Raw genomic sequence first — 23,229 nt, 5'->3', positions numbered from 1 at the left:
TTTTTGCGGCTATTATTTTTGCCGGGTTTGCGGAGGTTTCTGCGCGTGTTGCGCTAAACGCTCTAGTGCGGCACGTAGTCGCGGATCGGTGATCCCCTCTGCGCTTGCCTGGATGTGCTCTGCAGCCGAATTTGAGAGCGTCACAGAATGTAGGGTATTTCCCATTTCGGCAGTTGTGGGTTGCACCTTGAACAGAATCTTCGTTAAGGTCGCGAACTCTTCGAGGGCCTGAAGCTGCTTTAGCAACCTTTTTTGCTGATAGCGCAGGCGCGTTGCCCAGTGACCGTCGGTAATGATCAACAGCAGGCAGCCTTCCCGGAAGGTGGCCACACGGCAGTGTTCACGAGCGGCAGGTTGGAGCTGGCTGGCCAGCAATTGTTGTAGACGGTCGGTGTGTAAGGCCTGTTTGAACAGGGCTTGCAGGGGCTTGGCTTCACGCAGCAGGGCTGCGGGAGAACGCGCTGGTGATGGCCTGAAAGTCATGGCAAAAGCCTGATTAATAATTACCTGAAATGAACAGGGAGCATGGTAGCAGAGAGATGCTGCCTGCTCAGGCTTCTTAATTTATGGAGTGGAAGCTATGCAGATTATTCTGCTGAGCCGGAAGCACGGCGCAGCTCGTACACTCACCTTGGATATTCGCTGGATCATGCTGGCTTGTAGTGCGACCTTGGTTGCCGCCCTGGCGGGAGGTGTTGCTGCCGGTGCCTGGTGGTCGTCGAGTAAGGCAAGTGGGCTTGAGGCGAGTCAACTCACTGATGTTCTGGATCAGCAACGCGCTGAGGTGACAGAGGTGCGCCGTGATGCGCAGCGTCAGTTAGATGCATTCGCGGCACATGTGGCAGAGCTACAGGCGCGACTGACTCGTTTGGATGCGTTGGGTGAACGACTGACCGAGCTGGCTGATCTTGATGCCAGTGAGTTCGACTTTTCTCTGAATGTTGGCCAAGGTGGTGCTGAAGACATGCTGGGCGATCAGGCCTATGCGCCACCAGCCTTTATGAGCGCGCTGGACGAGCTGGCTGCACGTGTCGATCTGCGTGAGCAGCAGCTGGAAACCCTTGAGCAACTGATTGGTGAGCGGCAGCTGAGTGCGGCTGAGAGCCTTGCAGGCATGCCGGTGCGTAAAGGTTACATTTCCTCGCCGTACGGACGCAGGGTACATCCGCTTACCGGGCGTTTGAGTGGGCATAAAGGTGTTGATTTTGCCGCTAAGCCCGGCAGTGATGTGGTGGCTGTTGCTGCTGGAGTGGTTACCTTCTCTGGGGTGAAGTCTGGCTACGGCAATACCATCGAGATCAGCCACGCCGATGGCTACACGACGCTCTACGCCCACAATAAAAGTAACAAAGTGCAGATCGGTGATCTGGTTCAGCGCGGTGAAACCATCGCAAAGGTAGGCCGCAGTGGCCGGGCCAGTGGCTATCATGTGCACTTTGAAGTGATTAAGAATGGGCAGCAGGTCAACCCCGCCAGTTACATTGCTCGTGTAGATGTCGAAGAATAACGTAGCTTTCCTCCTTCGCATTTCCGAGTAGAATGCCCCCTTCGCATGCAGCCATGATGGCTGCCTGGGTCGCGTTGATGCCTCCCACAACCCATACGCCTGGAAGATCCTGTCGATATGTTTGCGCCTTTGTTGAAAAAACTCTTTGGAAGCAAGAACGAGCGTGAAGTCAAACGCATGCTTAAGGCGGTACAGGCCGTCAATGCATTTGAAGAGAAGATGCTCGCGCTGTCAGATGAACAGTTGCGCGCCAAAACGGAAGAATTCAAAGCCCGGCTGGCAAAAGGCGAAACACTTGATCAGCTCCTCCCTGAAGCCTTTGCTGTGGCCCGTGAGGCCGGTAAGCGCGTCATGGGCATGCGTCACTTCGACGTACAGCTGATTGGCGGTATGGCCCTGCACGAAGGCAAGATTGCCGAGATGCGTACGGGGGAAGGTAAAACCCTGGTGGGTACATTGGCGGTGTATCTGAACGCCCTGTCCGGTAAGGGTGTACACGTGGTTACGGTCAACGACTACTTGGCCCGCCGTGACGCCAACTGGATGCGTCCGCTGTATGAGTTTCTGGGCTTGACCGTGGGTATTGTTACCCCGTTTATGCCGCCGGAAGAAAAACGCGCCGCTTATGCTGCCGATATTACTTACGGCACAAACAACGAATTTGGTTTCGATTACCTACGCGACAACATGGCGTTTAGCCTGGACGAGAAATTCCAGCGTGAACTCAATTTCGCGGTGATCGACGAAGTCGACTCCATTCTGATCGACGAAGCTCGTACCCCTCTGATCATTTCCGGTCAGGCTGAAGACAGCTCCCGTCTGTATATCGAAATCAACAAGCTAATTCCTCGCCTCAAGCTGCATGTAGAAGAGGAAGAGGGCGTGGTCACTCAGGAAGGCCACTACAAAGTTGACGAGAAGGCGCGTCAGGTTGAGCTGAATGAAGCCGGCCACCTGTATGTTGAGGACATGCTCACCGAAGCCGGCCTACTGGCAGAGGGAGAAAGCCTCTATTCCGCGCACAACCTCAGCCTGCTGACCCACGTATATGCGGGGCTGCGTGCGCACAAACTGTTCCATCGCAACGTCGAATACATTGTGCAGAATGGTCAGGTTATCCTGATTGACGAGCACACCGGGCGTACCATGCAAGGTCGTCGCCTGTCCGAAGGTTTACATCAGGCCATCGAAGCTAAAGAGGGCGTGAATATCCAGGCCGAGAGTCAGACACTGGCTTCGACCACCTTCCAGAACTACTTCCGCCTGTACAACAAGCTGTCCGGCATGACCGGTACGGCTGATACCGAAGCATTTGAATTCCGCCAGATCTACGGTCTGGACGTGGTGGTTATCCCGACGCACCGTCCGATCGCCCGTAAAGATTTCAATGACTTGGTGTACCTGACCCAGGAAGAGAAATACGCCGCCATCGTTAACGATGTGAAGGAGTGTATGGCTCAAGGTCGTCCGATTCTGGTCGGTACAGCCTCGATTGAAAGCTCCGAATATGTTTCCCGCCTGTTGGAAAAAGAAGGTATTGAGCACAAGGTGCTTAACGCCAAGTTCCACGAGAAGGAAGCTGAGATTATCGCCCAGGCCGGTCGCCCGGGTGCGCTGACGATCGCCACTAACATGGCTGGTCGCGGTACCGATATTCTGCTGGGCGGCAACTGGGAAGTCGAAGTTGCCAATCTGGAAAATCCAACGCCCGAGCAGATTGCTCAGGTCAAAGCCGAATGGCAGAAGCGTCACCAACAAGTTATTGAGGCTGGTGGTCTGCACGTAATTGCTTCTGAGCGTCATGAGTCCCGCCGTATCGACAACCAGCTGCGTGGTCGTGCTGGCCGTCAGGGTGACCCAGGTTCCAGCCGCTTCTACCTGTCGCTGGAAGATAACCTGATGCGCATCTTCGCCTCTGATCGGGTGAAGAACTTCATGAAGGCACTCGGCATGCAGTCTGGCGAAGCCATCGAGCATCGCATGGTCAGCAATGCTATTGAGAAGGCACAGCGCAAAGTTGAAGGCCGCAACTTCGACATGCGTAAACAGCTGCTGGAATACGATGACGTGGCGAACGAGCAGCGTAAGGTGATTTATCACATGCGCAACACGTTGCTGGCGGCAGATAACGTCGGTGAGACCATTGAAGAGTTCCGCCGCGAAGTCGTGGAAAGCACGATCAATGCTCATATTCCACCGCAGTCTCTGCCTGAGCAGTGGGATATTTCTGGGCTGGAAGAGGCTATCTTCTCTGGCTTTGGCCTGCGTCTGCCCGTCCAGCAGTGGCTGGACGAAGATGACAAACTCTATGAGGAAACCCTGCGTGAACGGATCCTCAATGAGTTGCTAGCTGCCTATAACGCGAAAGAAGATGAGGCTGGAGCTGAGGCGCTGCGTACCTTCGAGAAGCAGATTCTGCTGCGTGTTCTGGATGATCTGTGGAAGGATCACCTGTCGACCATGGATCACCTGCGTCATGGTATTCACCTGCGCGGTTATGCTCAGAAGAACCCGAAACAGGAATACAAGCGCGAGTCCTTTAACCTGTTCCAGGAACTGTTGGAGTCCATCAAGCGTGACACCATCCGCGTTCTGAGCCATGTGCAGGTTCGCCGTGAAGATCCGGCAGAGGAAGAAGCGCGTCTGCGTCGCGAGGCTGAAGCCCTGGCTCAACGTATGCAGTTCCAACATGCCGATGCTTCCGCCTTGCAAGAGGAAGAGCAGGATCAGGAGCAAGATGGCAGCACGATTTCTGCTACCACTGCGCCTGTACGCACTGAACCCAAAGTGGGCCGTAACGAGCTGTGCCCATGTGGCTCCGGCAAGAAGTACAAACACTGTCACGGTCAGATCACCTGATCTAACCGCTGAAACGGTCTTGCAGCTAGCTGCCGGGCCGCTTCACATGACGCCGCGTCCGGGATTTCCGTTCGCGGCGTTTTACCATCACAATCCGCCCTGTTAGCTGAAGGAGTGTCCCATGGCTGTTGGTCTTGGCCCGTTGTCTACCCTACACCCGGTCGCCGGTTTTGAACTGGGCATCGCTTCTGCGGGCATCAAGCGTCCGGGGCGCAAGGATGTAGTGGTGATGCGATGTGCTGAAGGCTCCACCGTAGCCGGTGTATTCACCCTGAACGCCTTCTGCGCAGCTCCGGTGATTTTGGCCCGTAAGCGTGTGACTGGAACCGTACGTTACCTGTTAACCAACACTGGCAATGCCAACGCCGGGACAGGTGAAGAGGGTCTGAAAAACGCTGAGCGCACCTGTGCCGCGTTGGCGAAACTGGCGGGTGTTGATGAAGCCTCCGTATTGCCGTACTCAACTGGTGTTATCGGCGAGCCGTTGCCGGTAGAGAAGATCGAAGGAGCGCTGCAGGCTGCTCTGGATAACCTCTCCGAGAACAACTGGGCGGATGCTGCAGCTGGCATCATGACCACAGATACTCAGCCCAAAGGGGCAAGCCGTCAGTTTGAACATGATGGCGTGACCATCACTGTGACTGGCATCAGTAAGGGTGCAGGGATGATCAAACCGAACATGGCGACCATGCTCGGCTATATCGCCACTGACGCTAAAGTGGCTCAAGGTGTACTGCAAGACCTGCTGCGTGATGCCGCTAACAAGTCCTTCAACCGCATTACCATTGATGGCGACACGTCTACCAACGACTGCTGCATGCTGATCGCTACCGGCAAGGCTGCGCTGCCTGAAATTACCTCGGCCAGTGGTGAGCTGTTCGCCAAGCTGAAAGAGGCGGTGTTTGCGGTGAGCATGGAAGTGGCCCAGGCTATCGTTCGTGATGGTGAAGGCGCAACCAAATTTGTGACCGTCGAAGTGAACGGTGGTGCGACGCATCAGGAATGCCTGGATGTCGGCTATGCCGTTGCCCACTCGCCACTGATCAAAACTGCTCTGTTTGCCTCCGACCCGAACTGGGGCCGTATTTTGGCCGCTGTTGGCCGCGCCGGTGTACCACAGCTGGATGTCAGCTTGATCGACGTGTATCTGGGGGACGTCTGCATTGCCAGCCGTGGTGGGCGCGCTGCCACGTACACCGAAGCGCAAGGCGCTGCGGTGATGGCGAAGGAAGAAATCAGCATTCGCATCGAGCTGGGCCGTGGTAACTGCAGTGAAACCATCTGGACCACTGACCTGTCTCACGAGTATGTGAAGATCAACGCTGAATATCGCACCTAATTAGGCGGTTCTGATCTCGGCTGAGTATTTCCGTTGTCTGCCATCGTGCAGGCAGCGGAAATCTGCTTTCTGGGGCTGTGATTTTTAGCCCTGTTATGTTTTTCGCTGGTATTAAGAGTCTTCCGGCCATTGTTGTTGAGCACTGGCCGCTCGTCGTCCAAAAGGAAAGTCTGGCATGAAGCGTATTCATGTAGCCGCTGCGGTTATCCGTGGCACCGATGGCCTGATCCTGCTGGCCAAACGCCCTGATGATAAGCATCAAGGGGGACTATGGGAGTTCCCCGGTGGCAAGGTTGAGGACGGCGAAAGTGTGCAACACGCATTGGCTCGTGAGCTGGAGGAGGAGCTTGGGATTGTTCCCAGCCGCAGCCGGCCACTGATTCAGGTACGCCATGACTACGCGGATAAGCATGTGCTGCTGGATGTGTGGGAGGTTACTGAGTTTACGGGGAAGCCGCACGGTGCTGAAGGCCAAGCGCTGGCGTGGGTCAGCCAGAAGCAGCTGGATGATTATGAGTTTCCTGAGGCCAATAAGCCGATTGTGGCTGCTGCCCGTCTGCCTGAACGCTATCTGATTACCCCGGAGGGCTTGAGTGCACCAGAGCTCATACGTGGTGTACAAAAAGCTTTGAGCAGCGGTATTCGCTTGTTGCAGCTGCGCGCTCCAGCCATGTTTGATGCGCAATACCGCGATTTGGCTGTTGATGTGATGGGGCTGTGCGCAGGTAAGGCTCAGGTCATGCTTAAAGGGCCTTTGGAATGGTTGGGGGACTTTCCCGCCGCTGGTTGGCATCTCACCTCAAAGCAGTTACGCCAATACGCCGCCAATGGCCGTCCTTTCCCACCGCATCGCTGGCTGGCGGCCTCCTGCCACAGTGCTGAAGAACTCACTCTGGCGGCACAGATGGGTGTGGATTTTGTAACCCTATCGCCAGTGCAGCCAACAGCGACACATCCCGAGGCGACTCCTTTGGGGTGGGAGCAAACTGCGAACCTGCTACAGAGCTATAACCAGCCGGTTTATTTGCTGGGTGGTGTGACACCGGCCGATCTGGAGCGCGCTTGGCAAATCGGCGCACAGGGTGTTGCGGGGATCCGCGCGTTCTGGCCAGAGTGAGCCTTGTCACATGACTAAGCAGGCGTTCGTGGCCTGGCTCAAAGCGTTCTGGCCTGCACCTATGACGGTTAGTCGCAGTGAGCGTGTGCTGAGCTGTATTGGCGCACTGCTGGGGCTTTTGTTCAGTGGCTGGTTGTGTGGTGAGGCGCTGGGCAGTGCCAGCCCTTGGCTGATTGCGCCGATGGGGGCTTCTGCAGTTCTTCTGTTTGCAGCACCGGCCAGCCCATTGGCTCAGCCTTGGTCGATCATCGCTGGCAACATTGTGTCCGCGCTTGTGGGTGTAACCTGTGCAACGTGGCTGGGTCACAGCGCCGCTGTTGCGGCTCTGGCCGGTGGTCTGGCTATTGGCGGCATGTTTGCTTTGCGTTGTCTGCATCCTCCTGGTGGAGCTGTAGCCTTGACTGCGGTATTGGCTGGGTCGGAAATCAGTCAGCTGGGTTATCACTTTGCTTTGTATCCGGTTGCGGTCAATTCCTTCGCTTTGCTGCTGATTGCCCTGATATTCAACAACCTCCTGCGTCGTCAGTACCCGCATCGGCCTATGGCTCCGGCTAATGTGCATAAGACCCGTGATCCGTTGCCCAGCGCCCGCGTAGGTTTTACCTCTGATGATTTGGATGAGGTCCTGAAGGTCCGGGGGGAGTTGCTGGACATATCCCGTGATGATCTGGAAGAGATTCTCCAGCAAACTGAAGTGCAGGCGTTTAACCGGCGCTTCGGAGAGGTGCGCTGTGCTGACATCATGTCGCGGGATGTTCTGAGCCTTGCGCCTCAAGCGTCGTTGCAGGTTGCTCGGGAACAGCTTCTAATTCATCGTCTGAACGCCATGCCGGTAGTTGGCCCGCAGCAGGAAGTGCTGGGCCTTCTGACGCTGCATGACCTGCTGGGTTCTGCGGCGGATAGCACTGAGGTCAGTCGTTGTATGCGCACTGATGTGCCGACCTGCCGGGCTCAGTGGCCGGTGGCGGATTTGTTGCGAACGCTGGCGGACAGTGATGATCACCATGTTGTTGTGGTTGATGAACAGAACCGCTTGCAGGGGATTATCAGCCAGTCCGATCTGCTGGCGGCCTTGTATCGTATCGCCTTGCACAGCTCTGCTGAGCCTCTCTTTCACTGAGTTTGCCCATGTCTGTTGAAGCCCGTTCTCCCTCAAATATGCGCCCTAGTACGTTGTTTTTGCCGGTAGGGAAATGGAGCACTGTGTTTGAGTGCTTATGCGAGCATTTCCCGGCAATTGCTGCGGATGTCTGGCGTGAGCGCTTTGAGCGGGGGCGAGTGCTGGACGCAGAGGGGCAGGCGTTAACCTTGGCCAGTGCGTATCGGGCTGGGCTGAAAGTGCATTACTTCCGTGAAGTTCCGAACGAGACGCCTATTCCATTCGAGGCTCAGGTGCTGCATGTGGATGATCATCTGCTGGTGGCTGATAAGCCGCATTTTCTGCCGGTCATGCCTGCAGGGCAGTACGTTGAGCAAACCTTGCAAGCGCGTCTGGCCAAGCTGACCGGAAACGCCGATTTAGTACCACTGCACCGGATTGACCGGCACACCGCCGGGCTGGTCTTATTTTCCACCAATCGTGAGACGCGGGGCCTATACCAGGCGTTGTTCCGCGAGCGGGAAATGGGTAAGTGCTATGAAGCCCTGGCTCCGGCTCTACCTCATCTGCAATTTCCGCTGCTGCGCAAAACGCGTCTGGTGGATAGCCAGCCATTTTTCCGAATGGAGGAGGGTGAGGGTGAATCGAACACGGAGACGCGCATTGAAGTTGCAGAGCGTCTGGGTGAACTGTGGCTGTACCGGTTATTCCCGGTGACGGGTAAGAAGCATCAGCTGCGGGTGCATTTGGCAGCGTTAGGGGCGCCGATTTTGCACGATCCGTTTTATCCACAGGTCAGTGCTACACCTGACGCCCCCGACGATTACAGCAAGCCGCTGAAGTTGCTCGCGCGGGGGCTGGAGTTTGTTGATCCAGTGACTGGGCAATTGCGTCAGTTCACCAGCCAACTCAGTCTGCTGTAACGGCTCAGGCCTGGGGTTTCGCAGCAGGCTGCCAGAGCACTTCATTGACTTGCATGCGCTTGGCGATCAGGCGTGAGGCCACGAACAGCAAGTCCGACATCCGGTTGACATAGGCCAGGCCCACCGCGCGCACCGGCTCATGCGCATTAAGGCTTTGGCAGCGACGCTCGGCGCTACGAGCCAAGCTACGGCAGACGTGAGCTTGGGCGATCAAGCGGGAACCACCAGGGAGGATGAAGTTTTCCAACGGGCCGACCTCTTCGTTCCAACGGTCGATGGCGGCCTCTAGGCGTTCGATTTCTTCAGCCTGGAGGGCCTGGTACTCAGGCATGGCCAACTCGCCGCCAAAATCAAACAGGCGGTGCTGGCAGGGTGTTAGCACATCAATGATTTCCGATAAGCCCGGCCACATGACTTCTTGCTCGGAGAGATCGGCCAGCAGCAAACCAATATGGCTGTTGAGGGTGTCCACTTCGCCGATGGCTTCGATGCGTGGGTGGTCTTTGCTGACGCGGCGGCCGTCGGCCAAGCCCGTTTCGCCGGCGTCTCCGGTGCGGGTGTAAATCTTAGAAAGACGGTAAGACATAATTAGTTGCCTGTATCGGGGTTGGCGGCTTCCAGAGGCAGGCGCAGGGTGAAGCAGGTGCCCTGGCCAAGTTTGGAATGCACTTCCATTTGCCCTTTATGGTTGTTGGTGATGATGAAGTAGGAGACAGAAAGCCCAAGTCCAGTGCCTTGGCCGACCTCCTTGGTGGTGAAGAAGGGCTCGAAAATACGTTTGCGCACCAGTTCTGACATCCCCATGCCGTTGTCTTCCACTTGAATCTCAGCCCATGGCGGGCTCAAACGTGTGCGCAGGGTAATCTTGCCGGGGGTGCCACGCTCATGCTGATGAATCGCTTGGGCAGCATTTTTTAGCAAGTTCAGCAGTACCTGCTCCAGTTCGTTAGCAGTGGTTGGAACGTCAGGCAGAGCGGGGTCGAAGTCCCGTTCGATTTCTAAGCCCTTAAAGTCGAAACTTTCGGTCAGGTCGAAGTCATTGCTGGCGATTTCGACGGCTTGATCAATCAGTTTCGACAGGTCGCACAGGGTAAGTTGGCGGTCACTGCGACGGCTGAAATTAAGCATGTGGCTGACAATCTTTGCGGCGCGGCTGCCAGCTTGTTGAATGCCATCCAGCAGGCCGGGAATCTCCCTTCCGTGCAGATACTGGTCGATGGCTTGGAGGCTGATACCTGCCAGTCTGGCCTGCTCGTGGTTTTTCTCCAGTTCAGGAGAAAGGCGCCGGCGGATGTTTTGTACGTTGTGCAGGATGGCCCCTAATGGGTTGTTGATTTCGTGAGCCATCCCCGCTGCGAGGCCGCCGACTGAGAGCATCTTTTCGGACTGCACCATCATTTCTTCCAGATTCAGGCGCTCGGTGATGTCGTCAATACGGATCACGACACCGCGGCCACTGCTGCCGCTGAGTGGGTAAAAGGTCAGGGAGAAGTGTCGCGGCTGACCGTCGATGCCCCAGGTAACCCGCTCAATCTTGACCACCTCATGCTGCTCAATGGCGCGGCGCATTTTGTGTAGGTACGGTTTCAGGTGCTGGAAAGCGAGAACGATGGGTTGGCCGAGTGCTTCATCCAGCGCGGAGCCTGAAATTCTGCTGGCTTCTTGGTTCCATTGACTGACGTAAAGCTGGTCGTCCAGTGCGATCAGGGCTGATGGCATGGAGTCGATAATGCTGTTGAGGTAGTTCTGGAAGCCGGTGAGTTTTTTCTCGATTTTACCGCGTACCTGAACTTCTAGTTCCAGCTTGCGATTGGAGCGACGAGTCTCTTCAGCCAGGTCACGGGCTTGGTCGAAGGCTTGTTGGGCATCGTCTCGCGCACGTTTCAACTGCTGCTCACGGGCTTCAATACGAACCAGCATTGTGTTGAATGCTTCAGCCAATCGTCCGATTTCATCGCCATTACCGGGCTCAGCACGCAGCGCGTAGTTTTCCTCGCGGGTGACTTGATGCGACAGCTCTTCCAGGCTGCGGATAGGGCGGGTGATCAAGCGTTTTACTTCGCGGGAGATAAAGAACCAAAGCAGGACACTGAAAATCAGGATAACCACACTGGCCGTCAGGGTGCCGGTATAGAACGCTCCGGGCAGCTCACTGGACGCCACCAGCAGCAGGTAACCATTGTTCCCTCCTTTGCGTGGTAGCTCGACCAGCTGGCTGATGCGGAACTCCTGATGCTGCCAGGAGCGGACCTCCTCTAAGTACTGCGGCACTTGCAGGCGTGTGCCGCGCTGCAGCTGGGTGAGTAAATTGCCCTGGCCGTCGTAAATAACAGCGGCGCGCAACGGGGAGTAGTCATTGAGGCGTTTCAGCAACTCATCGGCACTGGCTTTGGAGGCAAGCGCCTGCTCGCTCAGTTGCGGGGTCGCAATGAGCTGGGCAAGGGTTTTCAGGGCTTGCGGGGCTACACTTTCTTGCGAAATCCAGTACGCCGCGCTGATAAACGCCAAGTTGGCTACGAGCATTACCGTTGCAAGCAATGCCAGCAAGGCAACCAGAATTTTACGGCCAACCGGGAGGTTTTCGAGGCGCTGACGCAGAAGCATGGAGGGTGTGTCGTGTGAACAAGTTCAGGGCAGGGTAGCGCGGCCTCAGTGGCTCGGCAATCCACGTTCCTTCAGTAATGTCAGCAGGCGTAGGTGAACAGCTTGAAGGTGCGGTAGTTGGAGCTGCAAATCATCGATCTTCTGGCAGGCATAACCGAGCAAATAGGCAATTTCGGTTCGGCGGCTCTGGCTGACGTCCTGATACATGGATGAGTAGTTGTTGGCGGTACCCTGAATGACTTTTACTACATCGCTATACAGATCTGCAGCCGCCTCGGGATGGCCGCTGCGGTGCAAGAGGATCGCCAGCTCCTGACACAGGCTGGCGACTTCGTCAGTGTGGTCGAGCAGCCCTCCGTTACGGCAGTCGTAGAGGACCGTCAGCGGATTAATTGCACAATTGATAGCCAGCTTGCGCCACAGGCGGCTGAGGATGTTATCGGTCCAGTCGTGGCTGATGCCGGCTTTGCTGAGCTCATCCAACCAATTCGGCGCCGCATTGCCTTGGGCATCGCCGAACCAAGTATGCCCTTTGCCGGCATACACCACTTCAAAGTCGGCCTTGCGAAAGGCGCCCTCGGTGCTGGAGGCAAAAATACAGTGGGTGTGCGGCACGCTGCGCGCCACTTGCTCCTGGCTGCCCAAGCCATTTTGCAGCAGGATAATCTCGGCACCCTCGACCAGTCTGTGAGCCACTTGAGTCACTGCGGACACGGCGTCATAGGCTTTGCAGGCTACGAGCAAGCGCCGAATGGGTTCATCATGGGTGGTAGGCTGAGCGGGGATCGGATACAGACGAGCTTGCCCCTGATCCACAAGGGTCAAACCGCCGGCCTGCACGTAGGCATCAACCCGTGCTGGGGTGCGTAGAATTAGCTGAACCTGTAAACCAGCCTGTGCCAGTCTTGCTGCCCATAATGAACCGAGGCTACCAGCGCCGAGAATATGCCATTTGCTCACGGTGGTTAGTTGGCCGTCTGTAAGCGCAGCGCCGTGACGCGGCCGGTACTGTGGGATTCAGGCAGCAGGCGGCTGGCTTGCTGCATGATCTGAGCAGGGGCGCAGGGCAGACTCTTGGCGTTTAGGCCGATCAGGCTGATGCCTGCCTTGAGGCTGATAAAGCCTTCGCTGGTTTTGAAAGCCTTGAGGTTGATGCCTTCATGGAGTCGTTTGAAGCTGCTGGGCGAACACTCATGTAAATCTTCGATCAGGGTAATCAGACCGAAATGACTGTCGTCGAGACGCGTCAGCACATCCAGTGGGCGAACCAGTTGTTGCAGGCGCCGGGCTACGCTGCTGAGTAACTCCTGATAAAAGCCTTCACCATATTGCAGCTTGAGCTCTTGGCTGTCTTGCAGGCCAATCAGCAGGTAGCACATGGCTCCGCCGCGTGACTCAACCTGACGCAGGCTATCGAGCATCTTTTGCTGCAGGTAGCGACTGTTGCCCAGTCCTGTCAGTGGGTCTACCAGATTGCGTTGTTCCAGCGCTGCAATGTTGTCGAGCAGCAACTGATTTTCCTGCATCAACCGATGCAGGCTGTTGCACAGGCGATCTGCTGCATAAATGCGAGGCAGAAGCTGTTCACTCATGGAGGATTTGCTGATGAAGTCATCGACGCCACTGTCGAAGGCTTCGCTCATGACGTTATCGCCCTCTTTACCTGTCAAAAGGACGATATAGGTGTAGTGGTTGGTCATTTCATCAAGCTGACGAACCCGCATGGTCAGCTCCAGACCATTCATTTCAGGCATTAACCAATCAGCCAGCAAGACGCTGGCCGGACGTGTCTCCAATTGCTCCAGCGCTTCCGCGGCGCTACTGGCGAAGCGAATATCCTGATAGCCCGCCTGGCTGAGTGCGCGGCCGATCATGGCGCTGGAGAATTTGGCATCATCGACGACTAGGATACTCAGGTGTGGCGTTGGCATGGGGCAGACTCGTAAGAGGTAGTTGCCAATAAGGCCCGATACATCGTCGGGCGGTGTTTGTACGCTATATAATGGGTAGTTTTTTTAATCGTCAAGCTAGGTGCCATATGTTTGCAATCATTGGGCACCCTGTATGTGGAGTAAAACCATGCCTTCGTTCGACGTTGTGTCCGAACTGGACAAACATGAAGTCACTAATGCTATCGACAATGCGATCAAAGAGCTGGAGCGTCGCTATGATTTGCGCGGCAAGGGCAGCTTTGAGCTCAAGGAGCTGACTGTCAATCTGACTGCTGATGCCGATTTCCAGCTGGAGCAGATGATTGAAATTCTCAAGCTGAGTCTGGTCAAACGCAAGATCGACGTGCAATGCCTGGAGTTCAAAGACGCTTACCCTTCCGGCAAAGTCGTTAAGCAAGAAGTCATTCTGCGTGAAGGGATCGACAAAGAGCTGGCGAAGAAGATCGTTGGCCACGTCAAGGATACCAAGCTCAAGGTGCAGGCTTCGATTCAGGGTGAGCAGGTGCGTATCACCGGCAAGAAACGGGACGACCTGCAGGAGGCAATTGCCTCGCTGCGTGGCAAGGACTTTGGCATGCCACTACAGTTCAACAACTTCCGCGACTAACTGAGCTGAAGTTGCTGCTGGCAGTGAGTGCCGTTTAGCAATAAAAAACGCCACGTTCATGTGGCGTTTTTTATTGAGCGCAATTATTTAGTTTCGGGCTCAGCTGGGGCATCTATGGCAACGGCTTGTTTACGCCACTGGATGAGGATAAGGATAAGGGTCGGGATACCCAATATCGCGGTTACTAGGAAGAAGTCTTCATAGCCTAACTTCTCAACCATTACCCCTGAATAACCGCCAATCAACCTTGGCAGTAGCAGCATGATTGAGCTGAGCAAGGCGTACTGGGTCGCTGAGAATTTAAGGTTGGTCAGGCTCGACAGATAGGCTACGAACGCAGCGGTGGCCAGGCCTGCGCTGAAGTTATCGGCCGAAATGGTGACAATCAACATCTGCAGATGGGCGCCCATGCCCGTGAGCATAAGAAACAGCAGGTTGGTGGCAGCCGACGCAGCGCCGCCGATAAACAGGATCGGCAGAATGCCGAAACGAACAATCAACAAACCACCGACACCTGCGCCTACCAGCGTCATGACCAGCCCGAACAGCTTGCTGACACTGGCGATCTGGTCCTTGGTAAAACCTTGGTCGATATAGAACACGTTAGCCATCACACCCATGACCGTGTCGGACATACGGTAGGTGGCAATCAGCCCTAGTAACAGGAAGGCCTGCCAGCGGTAGCGATGGATAAAGTCGTTGACCGGTGTGAGGACTGGGGCCAGGCCGCGACGTCCCATTGAGGACAGGCAAAGGGCGGTGAAGATGGTGTACATGATCGCACGCAGGAAGGCCCGGTCTTCCAGCAGCAAATCAAGCATGCTCATGTCGCCGTTGATTACGCTTGGGAAGTCTGTGCGGTAAAACTGCGTGCACATGGCTGGTACGGAAACCAGCAGTACAATCAGCACCAGTACTGATGCGATCTGATGGCTAAACCCATAACGGGCAGCTGCCAGCTGGGTGCGGAGGGCAACATCAGGCTCACGCATCCACACACTGGTCAAAAGGCCGGGCAACATCAGCAGGGCGAACAGCAAATAGGTACCGGCCCAGGCCGCATGCTGGTAAAGCAGGATGGTTGAGCCAAAACCTTCAGCGAAATACAAGGCGCCCGCCGTCGCGAGCAAAGCTGCTACTCGATAGCCTGCCATGTAGCTGGCGGCCAGGGCAGCTTGGCGTGTGTCATCGACGATTTCCAGGCGGTAGGCGTCAACCGCGATATCTTGCGTTGCCGAGGCAAATGCAACCAACACAGCGAGGGAGATCAGCCACGTTAAATGGGTTTGAGGGTTGCACAGCGCCATGCCAGCAAGCCCAATGGCGATCAAAATCTGAGAGAGGATCAGCCATGAGCGGCGACGCCCCAAATGGCCGAGCAGAGGCAAACGCCATTGATCCAATAAGGGTGACCAGACCCACTTAAAGGCATACGCCAGACCAATCAGGCTGGCAAAACCGATTGTGTCCCGCGCAACGCCTGCTTCGCGCAGCCACACGGACAGGGTCGAGAACACCAACATGTACGGTAGACCTGCTGCAAATCCCAGTAGGAGCAGAACCAAAGTAGAGGGACTGGAGTAGGCGGCGATGGCATCACGCCAGCTTTTACGGGGCATTGGCAGGTATTAGCCTGAAGTAGAAGTGTGTAAAGGGCGCACTCTAACCGCTGTGATCCATCATGCGCCAGCCATGTTGTGTCATATCGACCCTGTCATTGCTCAAGAAAATCCCTTCCTCCTTTAATCTGCGACGTTGTTCTTCTCCTGCAGGTGTTCCTGCTGGCAGGCTAAGGCGTCCTCCGGACGCGATAACACGATGCCAGGGGAGGGTCGTGCCCTCGGGTAACTGGCTGAGTGTGCGGCCGACCCAGCGTGCTGCGCGGCCCAATCCGGCGAGCTCCGCCAGTTGCCCATAAGTCACCACTTTGCCCGCCGGAATATGTGCCAACGCACCGTAGAGGCTGGACCTGCGTTCTGTCTGACTTGCTGATGGCTCTAATGCCACGGCATTCTCTGTCCTTTGATCTGCCTTGGTGTGTGGACCTTTTATGACGCTCTTACGTTCCATTTTGTGTATCTGTGCGCTCATTCAGCCTCTGTTGGCGTGGTCTGACACGGTGTGGCTTAACAACGGCGATCGACTGACTGGCGAAATTCTGCTCCTGGATGGTGGCAAGCTGGCACTAAAAACGCGTTATGCGGGGCAAGTGCTGATTGCCTGGAAGGAGGTCGAAACGCTCAGTTCTGAGAAACCTTTGATGGTTCGTCGCAAAGGCTTCGACAGTGAGCATAGCAACCAGTTGGCCGCCGCGGACAAAGGATCGGTAAAAGTAATCAACTCACAGGAGCAGATTGTTGAGTTGTCCAGCATTGACCGCTTGATACCGCCTCGCCCATTGCTACAGGACCGAGTGATGGAAGGGAACTTGGATGCCAAGCTGGATATGAAGCGCGACGACAACCACAGTGATGAGTGGAAAGTGAAGGGCGACACCCGTATTGAGCATGGTAAATGGCGTCACGTGCTCAATGGCGAGCTTGAGCGAAAGATCAAAAATGACAATAAAACGGCTGATAACTGGCAACTTGAGTACAGCCTTGACCGCTTCATTACTGATCACTGGTTTTGGCGAGTGAGTGCTGAGCAGGATGAAGATGAGTTCGAGTTCTTTAATCGTCAGCGTTCTATCGGCACTGGGCCTGGCTATCGGTTCTGGGATAACGAATTGGGGCGCCTGGATGTGATCGTCCAGGGTAATCGATTGCGTTTGGATACTGAGGATGAGGAGCTGACGTTTAATACAGCCTCCATCGGCTGGGATTACAAGCGTCTGTTGTTTGGTACGCGTGTGGAGTTGTACAGCACCGGAGAGCTTCAGATACCCGATATCGACTCAGTCGACTATGTGCTGGACAGCGAATATGGCCTGCGTTACCGACTGAATGAGTGGGCGCGATTGTCTTTGTTGTACGAATTGGATCAGGCGCGGGGGCTTGGGCAGACAAGCAGTGGTCGCCGCTATCTCATAGGTGTCGGGGTTGGCTGGTAGTAAATAAGTATTATCTGAACTTTAAATCCGTACGACAGTCATTACTTGCCTTAAAGGGGCGGATACGCATAATGCCGCCCTTCGCAAACTCACCTGCTGCTTTTGTTTTATGTCTCCTAAAACTTTGTTGTGCTTGGCTCTGCTTGTTCCAACTGCTTCGGCCATGGCTGATACCGTTTGGTTGAAAAACGGTGACCGCCTCACCGGTAAGATCAAATTCTACGACGGTAGCAAGCTGGTACTCGAAACTGAGTACGGTGGAAATATCGCGCTGGACTGGAAAAAGATCGCAACGCTTGAAAGCGATCAAGAGATGTTGGTGAAGCAGGATGCCGTAACCGGCGAGCGCGCCAAGTCTCTCCAGCCCGCTGAAGAGGGCAAGGTTACCTTGGCCAATGGCGATACGCCGAAAACTGTTGAGCTGGCCAGCATCGAACAAATTCTCAAACCCAAGCCCTTGGTGGAGGACTTCACCTGGAAGGGCAACGTTGACGCTTCTGTAGACTACAAGCGTGCTGACAGGGATACCGACGATTACGACATCAACCTGAAAACCCAGGCTCGTCATGGCTTGTGGCGTCATAACGCAAAAGCTCAATACAACCGAGAGCTGCGTGACGAAGTCGAGACTACTGACAACTGGAGCGTCGAATACGCCCTTGACCGCTTCCTTACGGAGCACTGGTTCTGGCAAGGCCGCGCTGAGTATAAGCGCGACGATATTGAAGACTTGCATCGTCAGCGCACGTTGGGTTCGGGCCCCGGTTATCAGTTCTGGGACAACGAGCTAGGCGCATTTTCCGTCGCAGGCCTGCTTAACCGTACTGACTATGAGTTCGCCAATGGTGACAAGGAGAACTTCTATTCGGCCGGTCTTAAGTGGGATTACAACCGCTATCTGTTTGGTAAGAACATTGAGTTGTTCAGTGATGGCGATCTGGGCAAGCCGCTGGACAGCGTAGCTGATTACACCCTAGATGCCGCTGTTGGCTTGCGTTACAAAGTCACTGACTGGGCTTCGCTGAATATGCGTGCTGAGAAGGATATTGTCAGCGGCTCCGAGGGCGATATGGACGAAACCCGCTACACGCTGGGCTTTGGCGTCGGTTGGTAAGTCATCACGTGATGCAACAAAAAAGCCCCGCATAGGCGGGGCTTTTTGTTTTCGCAGTGGTATTGCCCTTACAGACGCAGACCGCCGTCCAGCTCCAGTACACGACCGGTGTAATAGTCGTTTTCCAGGATGTAGGCCACCGAGTGGGCGATTTCCGCAGGCTTGCCCATGCGACGCAGTGGGATACCAGCGGTCATGCGCTCAAGTGCTTCTGGCTTCATGCTGGCAACCATTTCGGTTTCGATAAAGCCCGGCGCCACCCCAGCAACCCGGATGCCATAGCGCGCCAGCTCTTTGGCCCAAACCACGGTATCAGCAGCAACACCTGCCTTAGCAGCCGAGTAGTTGGCTTGGCCGACGTTACCCGCACGTGAAATAGAAGAGATATTGATGATCGCGCCTTCGTTTTTCAGCTCGATCATTTTTGCAGCCACTTCACGGGTGCACAGGAACACGCCGGTCAGGTTGACGTCGATGACCGCCTGCCACTGAGCCAGGGTCAGCTTGCTCAGCTCGCCGTCTTTAACTTTGATGGTCAGGCCATCACGCAGGATGCCGGCATTATTCACCAGGCCGTTGATGGCGCCGAAATCGTTGGCGACTTGGTTGACTGTTTGGGTCACCTGCTCTTCGTTGGCCACGTTGCAAATATAGGAGCGGGCTTCAACACCGAGTGCTTTGCAGGCGGCAACCGCTTCATCAAGGCGCTCTTGGTTCAGATCGACCAGTGCCAGTTTACTGCCTTTGCCTGCCAGGTATTCTGCCATGGCGCGACCCAGACCCTGGCCGCCGCCAGTGATGATGATGACTTTATCTTTGAGCTGCATTGCCTGTTCCTCTGTTTTACGAGTGCCTTGCAGACTTACACACGACTGTGCGGACGGCCGATCAGAATGAACGGCTGTGGCAGCTGACCTGGGAGGGCCTGACGTGTGAGTCTTGAGGCGAGTTCTTAGGTGTAATCTTGCCGGCTTTGTACGCGTAAACTTAGTAGTGTCTGTCCGATGTAACGGATTCTTTTAAGGAGTCATAAGATGAGCATCAACGCGAGTATGCATGCACGGCATTTGCTGCTCAAGGAGTACCGTGGTGTGTTGAGTACTCATTCCAAGGCCATGCCGGGCTTTCCATTTGGCTCTGTAGTGCCGTATTGCCTTGATGCCGAAGGCTTTCCACTGATTTTGATCAGCCGAATTGCCCAGCACACGCATAATCTGCTGAAGGACAATAAATGTTCGTTGTTGGTTGGTGAAAGAGAGGCCGCAGATGTGCAGGCTGCCGGCCGACTAACCCTGCTGGCGGAGGCGGTGAAGCTGGAGGGCGAGCAGCAAATCGATCAGGCAGCCCAGCGTTACTACCGCTATTTCCCTGATGCTCAGGACTATCAGAAAGCCCATGACTTCGACTTCTGGCGCTTGAACCCGGTGCGCTGGCGCTTTATCGGTGGTTTTGGGGCAATCAACTGGCTGGATCAGGTGGCACTGGCCAATCCGTTTGCCGGTGAGAGCGGTGTGAGCATGCTGGAACACATGAATAGTGATCATGCCCAAGCCATTGCCCACTACGTTGAGTTGGCCGGTTTACCCAACGAGCCCGAAGCTCAGATGGTAGGCATCGACACCGAAGGTTTTCACCTGCGTATTGGTCAGCGCATTCATTGGTTGGCATTTCCAACATCTTGTAACAGTCCGCTGGAGGTGCGTCAGGCCTTGGTGGCATTGGCTCGCGCTACACAATGGCCTGCCGTTGAGCAGTCTTCAGCTTGAATTCAGGCTAATGCCCCATACTTCAGTAGTACTGGAAGCTGATCTTCCGTGAAGGAATTCTTAATGCGTGCATTTTTGTTTCTCTTTGTGCTGTTCCCGATTCTCGAACTGGCCGTAATCATCAAAGTGGGCAGCAGTATTGGCGTGCTATCGACGCTGTTGCTGATCATCGGCTCGGGCATCCTCGGCGCGTTCCTGCTGCGTTTGGCAGGGGTCGCCACGGCCTTGCGTGCCCGCGAGCGACTGGCACGTGGCGAAATGCCGGAAGAGGAAATGTTTGATGGCTTGTTTATGGCCCTTGGCGGCGGCTTGCTGCTGTTGCCGGGCTTTATCAGCGACATTATCGGTTTGCTCTGCCTGCTGCCGCTCACCCGCCGCTTTCTGATTGGGAAAATGCGCGCCCGTGCAGCCGAGCAGGCCGAACGTCAGCGTGCCTTCTTTGATGACGCCGCAGCCCGTTCCGGTCAAACCCGTCCGAACGTGCTGGAAGGTGAATTTGAACGCCGGGACTAATTCCCGCCCGCATAAATTCAGGGCTTTCAGGGACTTAAAAAATTTCTCCTGCTAGCCCTTGAAATCCCTTCTGGCACCCTCATGTAGTTAGCACTGCAAGGTTTCTGCCTTATTGGCAGTACACAATTCAGCGTTGTGCCTGTGTACAACGCGACCGGCACGAGCCGGACTTTGCTAATCAGCCAGTGGATGTCACTGGTCTATGTAAAACACTTATCTAGGAGAGATCGACAATGAAGCTTCGTCCTCTGCATGACCGCGTCGTTATCCGCCGCAGCGAAGAAGAATCGAAAACCGCTGGTGGCATCGTGCTGCCGGGTTCCGCTGCTGAAAAGCCGAACCGTGGCGAAGTTGTCGCCGTAGGTACTGGCCGCGTGCTGGACAACGGTGAAGTACGTGCTCTGGCCGTTAAAGTCGGTGACAAGGTGGTGTTTGGTCCATATTCCGGCAGCAACACCATCAAGGTCGACGGCGAAGACCTGCTGGTGATGAGCGAGAACGAAATCCTCGCTGTCCTCGAAGGTTGATTTCAGCGCAAGTCGCTACGAATTCCGCTCTATCTGAACGAATTAAGGAATAACCATCATGGCTGCTAAAGAAGTTAAATTCGGCGATTCCGCCCGCAAGAAAATGCTCACCGGCGTTAACGTACTGGCTGACGCAGTAAAAGCCACTCTGGGCCCAAAAGGCCGTAACGTTGTTCTGGACAAGAGCTTCGGTGCTCCGACCATCACCAAAGACGGTGTTTCGGTTGCCAAAGAAATCGAGCTGAAAGACAAGTTCGAAAACATGGGCGCTCAGCTGGTTAAAGACGTTGCTTCCAAGGCTAACGACGCTGCTGGTGACGGTACTACCACGGCTACCGTTCTGGCTCAGGCGATCGTTAACGAAGGCCTGAAAGCTGTTGCTGCTGGCATGAACCCGATGGACCTGAAGCGTGGTATCGACAAAGCCACCATCGCTATCGTTAACGAGATCAAAGCGCTGGCTAAGCCATGCGCTGACACCAAAGCGATCGCTCAGGTTGGTACCATCTCCGCCAACTCCGACAACTCTATCGGTGACATCATTGCCGAAGCCATGGAAAAAGTCGGTAAAGAAGGCGTTATCACCGTTGAAGAGGGCTCGGGCCTGGAAAACGAACTGTCTGTTGTTGAAGGCATGCAGTTTGACCGTGGCTACCTGTCCCCGTACTTCATCAACAAGCCGGACACCATGGTCGCTGAGCTGGATGGTCCGCTGATCCTGCTGGTTGACAAGAAAATCTCCAACATCCGTGAGCTGCTGCCAGTTCTGGAAGCTGTCGCTAAAGCCGGCCGTCCGCTGCTGATCGTTGCAGAAGACGTTGAAGGCGAAGCACTGGCTACTCTGGTTGTGAACAACATGCGCGGCATCGTTAAAGTCGCTGCTGTTAAAGCTCCGGGCTTCGGTGATCGTCGTAAGGCCATGCTGCAGGATATCGCTATCCTGACTGGCGGTACTGTGATCAGCGAAGAAGTAGGTCTGAGCCTGGAAGGCGCTACTCTGGAGCACCTGGGTAACGCCAAGCGCGTTGTTCTGAGCAAAGAAAACACCACCATCATCGATGGTGCTGGTCAGCAGGTTGATATCGAAGCCCGCGTTGCTCAGATCCGTAAGCAGATCGAAGAAACTTCTTCCGACTACGACAAAGAGAAGCTGCAAGAGCGTCTGGCCAAACTGGCTGGCGGTGTTGCCGTGATCAAAGTCGGTGCCGGTACCGAAGTTGAAATGAAAGAGAAGAAAGCCCGCGTTGAAGACGCCCTGCACGCTACCCGTGCGGCCGTTGAAGAAGGCGTGGTGCCTGGCGGTGGTGTGGCGCTGGTTCGCGCACTGCAAGCCATCAGCGAGCTGAAAGGCGACAACGCTGATCAGAACGTCGGTATCGCTCTGCTGCGTCGCGCTGTTGAAGCGCCGCTGCGTCAGATCGTTTCCAACGCTGGCGGCGAGCCAAGCGTAGTGGTCGACAAAGTGAAGCAAGGTTCCGGCAACTTCGGCTTCAACGCTGCAACTGACACCTACGGCGACATGATCGAGATGGGTATTCTCGACCCAGCTAAGGTAACCCGTACTGCGCTGCAAGCTGCTGCGTCCATCGGTAGCCTGATGATCACCACCGAAGCGATGATTGCTGAAGTGGCTGAAGACAAGCCGGCAATGCCTGACATGGGCGGCATGGGCGGTATGGGTGGCATGGGCGGCATGATGTAAGCCACCCGGCAACCTGAGCGTTTCACCCTTGGGTGAAACGCACTGCTGAGAAAACCCCGTGACTTGTTCACGGGGTTTTTTATTGTCTCGAGAACCTCAGCGAGTATGAGTCGCCGCAATTAAACACTTCGAGAATCAGCCATTAATGCGATTCAGTGCTTGTGTAATTAGGTGAATTAATTGATAAAGGGATGATATTTAGAACAATGGTTCTATTTTTTCGCCGATAAGGGTGTCACCGTTGGTCGAAAAATGAACAGTGCTAATTTCTATGCCCTAATATGCAAGTGTGATGTTTAACACTTTCAAGAGGTTGCGCCAATGAACTCAGTAGTTGCACGAAGTCTTTTCGTCCTCGGAGCGTGCTGCGTGGCCTCTCTGGCTGCTGCCGCTTGGCATGAGCCACGACCACAGGTTGTCAGCCATTTTGCTGTAGATGCCTGCCCGGTGCCGATGAAGGCTGCTGCTGTGGCGCAGGCCCGGCCCGATCAGGATTTGTTATTGTTGATGTTTGGTCTTGCACAGGGCGTCGGTCCGCAGGACTAACC

The 23,229-nt window shown here is 55.3% G+C and carries 22 protein-coding genes; 14 read left to right on the top strand and 8 right to left on the bottom strand.

The genetic code is table 11. The features are described 5' to 3' along the window. Positions 1-12 precede the first annotated feature (12 nt). Positions 13-483 carry a DUF721 domain-containing protein gene (locus tag WG219_17025; protein ID WXL24997.1) on the bottom strand — a complete coding sequence of 157 codons (471 nt, stop codon included), beginning with the start codon at positions 481-483 and terminating at the stop codon, positions 13-15. 97 nt (positions 484-580) lie between these two features. Here WG219_17025 and WG219_17020 point away from each other — a divergent pair, with 97 nt between their 5' ends. From WG219_17020 to WG219_16995, 6 genes are all read left to right on the top strand, one after another. Beyond that, on the top strand, positions 581-1,507 hold the full coding sequence (locus tag WG219_17020; GenBank protein ID WXL24996.1) for a M23 family metallopeptidase: 927 nt from the start codon (positions 581-583) through the stop codon (positions 1,505-1,507). Between the two features lie 117 nt (positions 1,508-1,624). Further along, positions 1,625-4,366 carry a preprotein translocase subunit SecA gene (gene secA, locus WG219_17015; GenBank protein WXL24995.1) on the top strand — a complete coding sequence of 914 codons (2,742 nt, stop codon included), beginning with the start codon at positions 1,625-1,627 and terminating at the stop codon, positions 4,364-4,366. A gap of 121 nt (positions 4,367-4,487) precedes the next feature. Continuing rightward, positions 4,488-5,705: a bifunctional glutamate N-acetyltransferase/amino-acid acetyltransferase ArgJ gene (gene argJ / locus WG219_17010; GenBank protein ID WXL24994.1), complete on the top strand. Its 1,218-nt coding sequence runs from the start codon at positions 4,488-4,490 to the stop codon at positions 5,703-5,705. A gap of 175 nt (positions 5,706-5,880) precedes the next feature. Continuing rightward, positions 5,881-6,822 carry a Nudix family hydrolase gene (locus WG219_17005; protein ID WXL24993.1) on the top strand — a complete coding sequence of 314 codons (942 nt, stop codon included), beginning with the start codon at positions 5,881-5,883 and terminating at the stop codon, positions 6,820-6,822. A gap of 10 nt (positions 6,823-6,832) precedes the next feature. Further along, entirely contained in the window at positions 6,833-7,942 is a 1,110-nt protein-coding gene (locus WG219_17000; GenBank protein WXL24992.1) for an HPP family protein, read from the top strand. Positions 7,943-7,950: 8 nt separating this feature from the next. Next, on the top strand, positions 7,951-8,844 hold the full coding sequence (locus tag WG219_16995) for an RluA family pseudouridine synthase (protein WXL24991.1): 894 nt from the start codon (positions 7,951-7,953) through the stop codon (positions 8,842-8,844). 4 nt (positions 8,845-8,848) lie between these two features. Here WG219_16995 and WG219_16990 read toward each other — a convergent pair whose 3' ends face one another. Genes WG219_16990 through WG219_16975 form a run of 4 tightly spaced genes read right to left on the bottom strand, consistent with a single transcriptional unit; the run spans position 8,849 to position 13,379 of the window. Further along, positions 8,849-9,430, bottom strand: coding sequence for a cob(I)yrinic acid a,c-diamide adenosyltransferase (locus tag WG219_16990; protein ID WXL24990.1), 582 nt, complete (start codon positions 9,428-9,430; stop codon positions 8,849-8,851). Positions 9,431-9,432: 2 nt separating this feature from the next. Then, positions 9,433-11,448 carry an ATP-binding protein gene (locus WG219_16985; GenBank protein ID WXL24989.1) on the bottom strand — a complete coding sequence of 672 codons (2,016 nt, stop codon included), beginning with the start codon at positions 11,446-11,448 and terminating at the stop codon, positions 9,433-9,435. A 45-nt stretch (positions 11,449-11,493) separates the two neighbouring features. Further along, entirely contained in the window at positions 11,494-12,408 is a 915-nt protein-coding gene (locus WG219_16980; protein ID WXL24988.1) for a putative 2-dehydropantoate 2-reductase, read from the bottom strand. 5 nt (positions 12,409-12,413) lie between these two features. Then, positions 12,414-13,379, bottom strand: a complete 966-nt coding sequence (locus WG219_16975; protein ID WXL24987.1) for a response regulator — start codon at positions 13,377-13,379, stop codon at positions 12,414-12,416. A 148-nt stretch (positions 13,380-13,527) separates the two neighbouring features. Between WG219_16975 and WG219_16970 the strand changes: the two genes are divergently transcribed. Next, complete coding sequence (locus WG219_16970; GenBank protein WXL24986.1) at positions 13,528-14,007, top strand: YajQ family cyclic di-GMP-binding protein; 480 nt, start codon at positions 13,528-13,530, stop codon at positions 14,005-14,007. A gap of 83 nt (positions 14,008-14,090) precedes the next feature. Here WG219_16970 and WG219_16965 read toward each other — a convergent pair whose 3' ends face one another. After that, complete coding sequence (locus WG219_16965; protein WXL24985.1) at positions 14,091-15,626, bottom strand: AmpG family muropeptide MFS transporter; 1,536 nt, start codon at positions 15,624-15,626, stop codon at positions 14,091-14,093. Positions 15,627-15,669: 43 nt separating this feature from the next. Further along, positions 15,670-16,014 (bottom strand): MGMT family protein, encoded by a 345-nt coding sequence (locus WG219_16960; protein WXL24984.1) that lies wholly within the window; start codon positions 16,012-16,014, stop codon positions 15,670-15,672. A gap of 43 nt (positions 16,015-16,057) precedes the next feature. Between WG219_16960 and WG219_16955 the strand changes: the two genes are divergently transcribed. Continuing rightward, complete coding sequence (locus WG219_16955; protein ID WXL24983.1) at positions 16,058-17,059, top strand: DUF481 domain-containing protein; 1,002 nt, start codon at positions 16,058-16,060, stop codon at positions 17,057-17,059. 109 nt (positions 17,060-17,168) lie between these two features. Continuing rightward, a complete protein-coding gene (locus WG219_16950; protein ID WXL24982.1) occupies positions 17,169-18,173 on the top strand; it encodes a DUF481 domain-containing protein in 1,005 nt (334 codons plus the stop codon). A 68-nt stretch (positions 18,174-18,241) separates the two neighbouring features. Here the strand turns inward: WG219_16950 and WG219_16945 are convergent, their stop codons facing one another. Further along, entirely contained in the window at positions 18,242-19,000 is a 759-nt protein-coding gene (locus WG219_16945) for an SDR family oxidoreductase (protein WXL24981.1), read from the bottom strand. Between the two features lie 207 nt (positions 19,001-19,207). Between WG219_16945 and WG219_16940 the strand changes: the two genes are divergently transcribed. The 5 genes from WG219_16940 to WG219_16920 all read left to right on the top strand — a co-directional run bounded on the left by WG219_16940 (position 19,208) and on the right by WG219_16920 (position 23,227). Beyond that, on the top strand, positions 19,208-19,939 hold the full coding sequence (locus WG219_16940; protein WXL24980.1) for a DUF2470 domain-containing protein: 732 nt from the start codon (positions 19,208-19,210) through the stop codon (positions 19,937-19,939). A gap of 63 nt (positions 19,940-20,002) precedes the next feature. After that, positions 20,003-20,452 carry an FxsA family protein gene (locus WG219_16935; GenBank protein WXL24979.1) on the top strand — a complete coding sequence of 150 codons (450 nt, stop codon included), beginning with the start codon at positions 20,003-20,005 and terminating at the stop codon, positions 20,450-20,452. Between the two features lie 233 nt (positions 20,453-20,685). Further along, positions 20,686-20,979 (top strand): co-chaperone GroES, encoded by a 294-nt coding sequence (locus WG219_16930; GenBank protein WXL24978.1) that lies wholly within the window; start codon positions 20,686-20,688, stop codon positions 20,977-20,979. 58 nt (positions 20,980-21,037) lie between these two features. Then, positions 21,038-22,681 carry a chaperonin GroEL gene (gene groL / locus WG219_16925; protein WXL24977.1) on the top strand — a complete coding sequence of 548 codons (1,644 nt, stop codon included), beginning with the start codon at positions 21,038-21,040 and terminating at the stop codon, positions 22,679-22,681. 369 nt (positions 22,682-23,050) lie between these two features. After that, positions 23,051-23,227 (top strand): hypothetical protein, encoded by a 177-nt coding sequence (locus WG219_16920; protein WXL24976.1) that lies wholly within the window; start codon positions 23,051-23,053, stop codon positions 23,225-23,227. Positions 23,228-23,229: the final 2 nt, after the last annotated feature.

This window comes from Pseudomonas mendocina, assembly GCA_037482215.1.
GTDB classification, from domain to species: Bacteria; Pseudomonadota; Gammaproteobacteria; order Pseudomonadales; family Pseudomonadaceae; genus Aquipseudomonas; species Aquipseudomonas mendocina_E.
Note: the sequence above shows the minus strand (reverse complement) of the source record. Positions and strands in the feature narration are given on the sequence as shown.

What these genes read in the sequence shown, in the direction of transcription:
- WG219_17025 (WXL24997.1), bottom strand. Translation starts at nt 483, where the DNA reads ATGACTTTCAGGCCATCACCAGCGCGTTCTCCCGCAGCCCTGCTGCGT.
- WG219_17020 (WXL24996.1), top strand. Translation starts at nt 581, where the DNA reads ATGCAGATTATTCTGCTGAGCCGGAAGCACGGCGCAGCTCGTACACTC.
- secA (WXL24995.1), top strand. Translation starts at nt 1,625, where the DNA reads ATGTTTGCGCCTTTGTTGAAAAAACTCTTTGGAAGCAAGAACGAGCGT.
- argJ (WXL24994.1), top strand. Translation starts at nt 4,488, where the DNA reads ATGGCTGTTGGTCTTGGCCCGTTGTCTACCCTACACCCGGTCGCCGGT.
- WG219_17005 (WXL24993.1), top strand. Translation starts at nt 5,881, where the DNA reads ATGAAGCGTATTCATGTAGCCGCTGCGGTTATCCGTGGCACCGATGGC.
- WG219_17000 (WXL24992.1), top strand. Translation starts at nt 6,833, where the DNA reads ATGACTAAGCAGGCGTTCGTGGCCTGGCTCAAAGCGTTCTGGCCTGCA.
- WG219_16995 (WXL24991.1), top strand. Translation starts at nt 7,951, where the DNA reads ATGTCTGTTGAAGCCCGTTCTCCCTCAAATATGCGCCCTAGTACGTTG.
- WG219_16990 (WXL24990.1), bottom strand. Translation starts at nt 9,430, where the DNA reads ATGTCTTACCGTCTTTCTAAGATTTACACCCGCACCGGAGACGCCGGC.
- WG219_16985 (WXL24989.1), bottom strand. Translation starts at nt 11,448, where the DNA reads ATGCTTCTGCGTCAGCGCCTCGAAAACCTCCCGGTTGGCCGTAAAATT.
- WG219_16975 (WXL24987.1), bottom strand. Translation starts at nt 13,379, where the DNA reads ATGCCAACGCCACACCTGAGTATCCTAGTCGTCGATGATGCCAAATTC.
- WG219_16970 (WXL24986.1), top strand. Translation starts at nt 13,528, where the DNA reads ATGCCTTCGTTCGACGTTGTGTCCGAACTGGACAAACATGAAGTCACT.
- WG219_16965 (WXL24985.1), bottom strand. Translation starts at nt 15,626, where the DNA reads ATGCCCCGTAAAAGCTGGCGTGATGCCATCGCCGCCTACTCCAGTCCC.
- WG219_16955 (WXL24983.1), top strand. Translation starts at nt 16,058, where the DNA reads ATGACGCTCTTACGTTCCATTTTGTGTATCTGTGCGCTCATTCAGCCT.
- WG219_16950 (WXL24982.1), top strand. Translation starts at nt 17,169, where the DNA reads ATGTCTCCTAAAACTTTGTTGTGCTTGGCTCTGCTTGTTCCAACTGCT.
- WG219_16945 (WXL24981.1), bottom strand. Translation starts at nt 19,000, where the DNA reads ATGCAGCTCAAAGATAAAGTCATCATCATCACTGGCGGCGGCCAGGGT.
- WG219_16940 (WXL24980.1), top strand. Translation starts at nt 19,208, where the DNA reads ATGAGCATCAACGCGAGTATGCATGCACGGCATTTGCTGCTCAAGGAG.
- WG219_16935 (WXL24979.1), top strand. Translation starts at nt 20,003, where the DNA reads ATGCGTGCATTTTTGTTTCTCTTTGTGCTGTTCCCGATTCTCGAACTG.
- WG219_16930 (WXL24978.1), top strand. Translation starts at nt 20,686, where the DNA reads ATGAAGCTTCGTCCTCTGCATGACCGCGTCGTTATCCGCCGCAGCGAA.
- groL (WXL24977.1), top strand. Translation starts at nt 21,038, where the DNA reads ATGGCTGCTAAAGAAGTTAAATTCGGCGATTCCGCCCGCAAGAAAATG.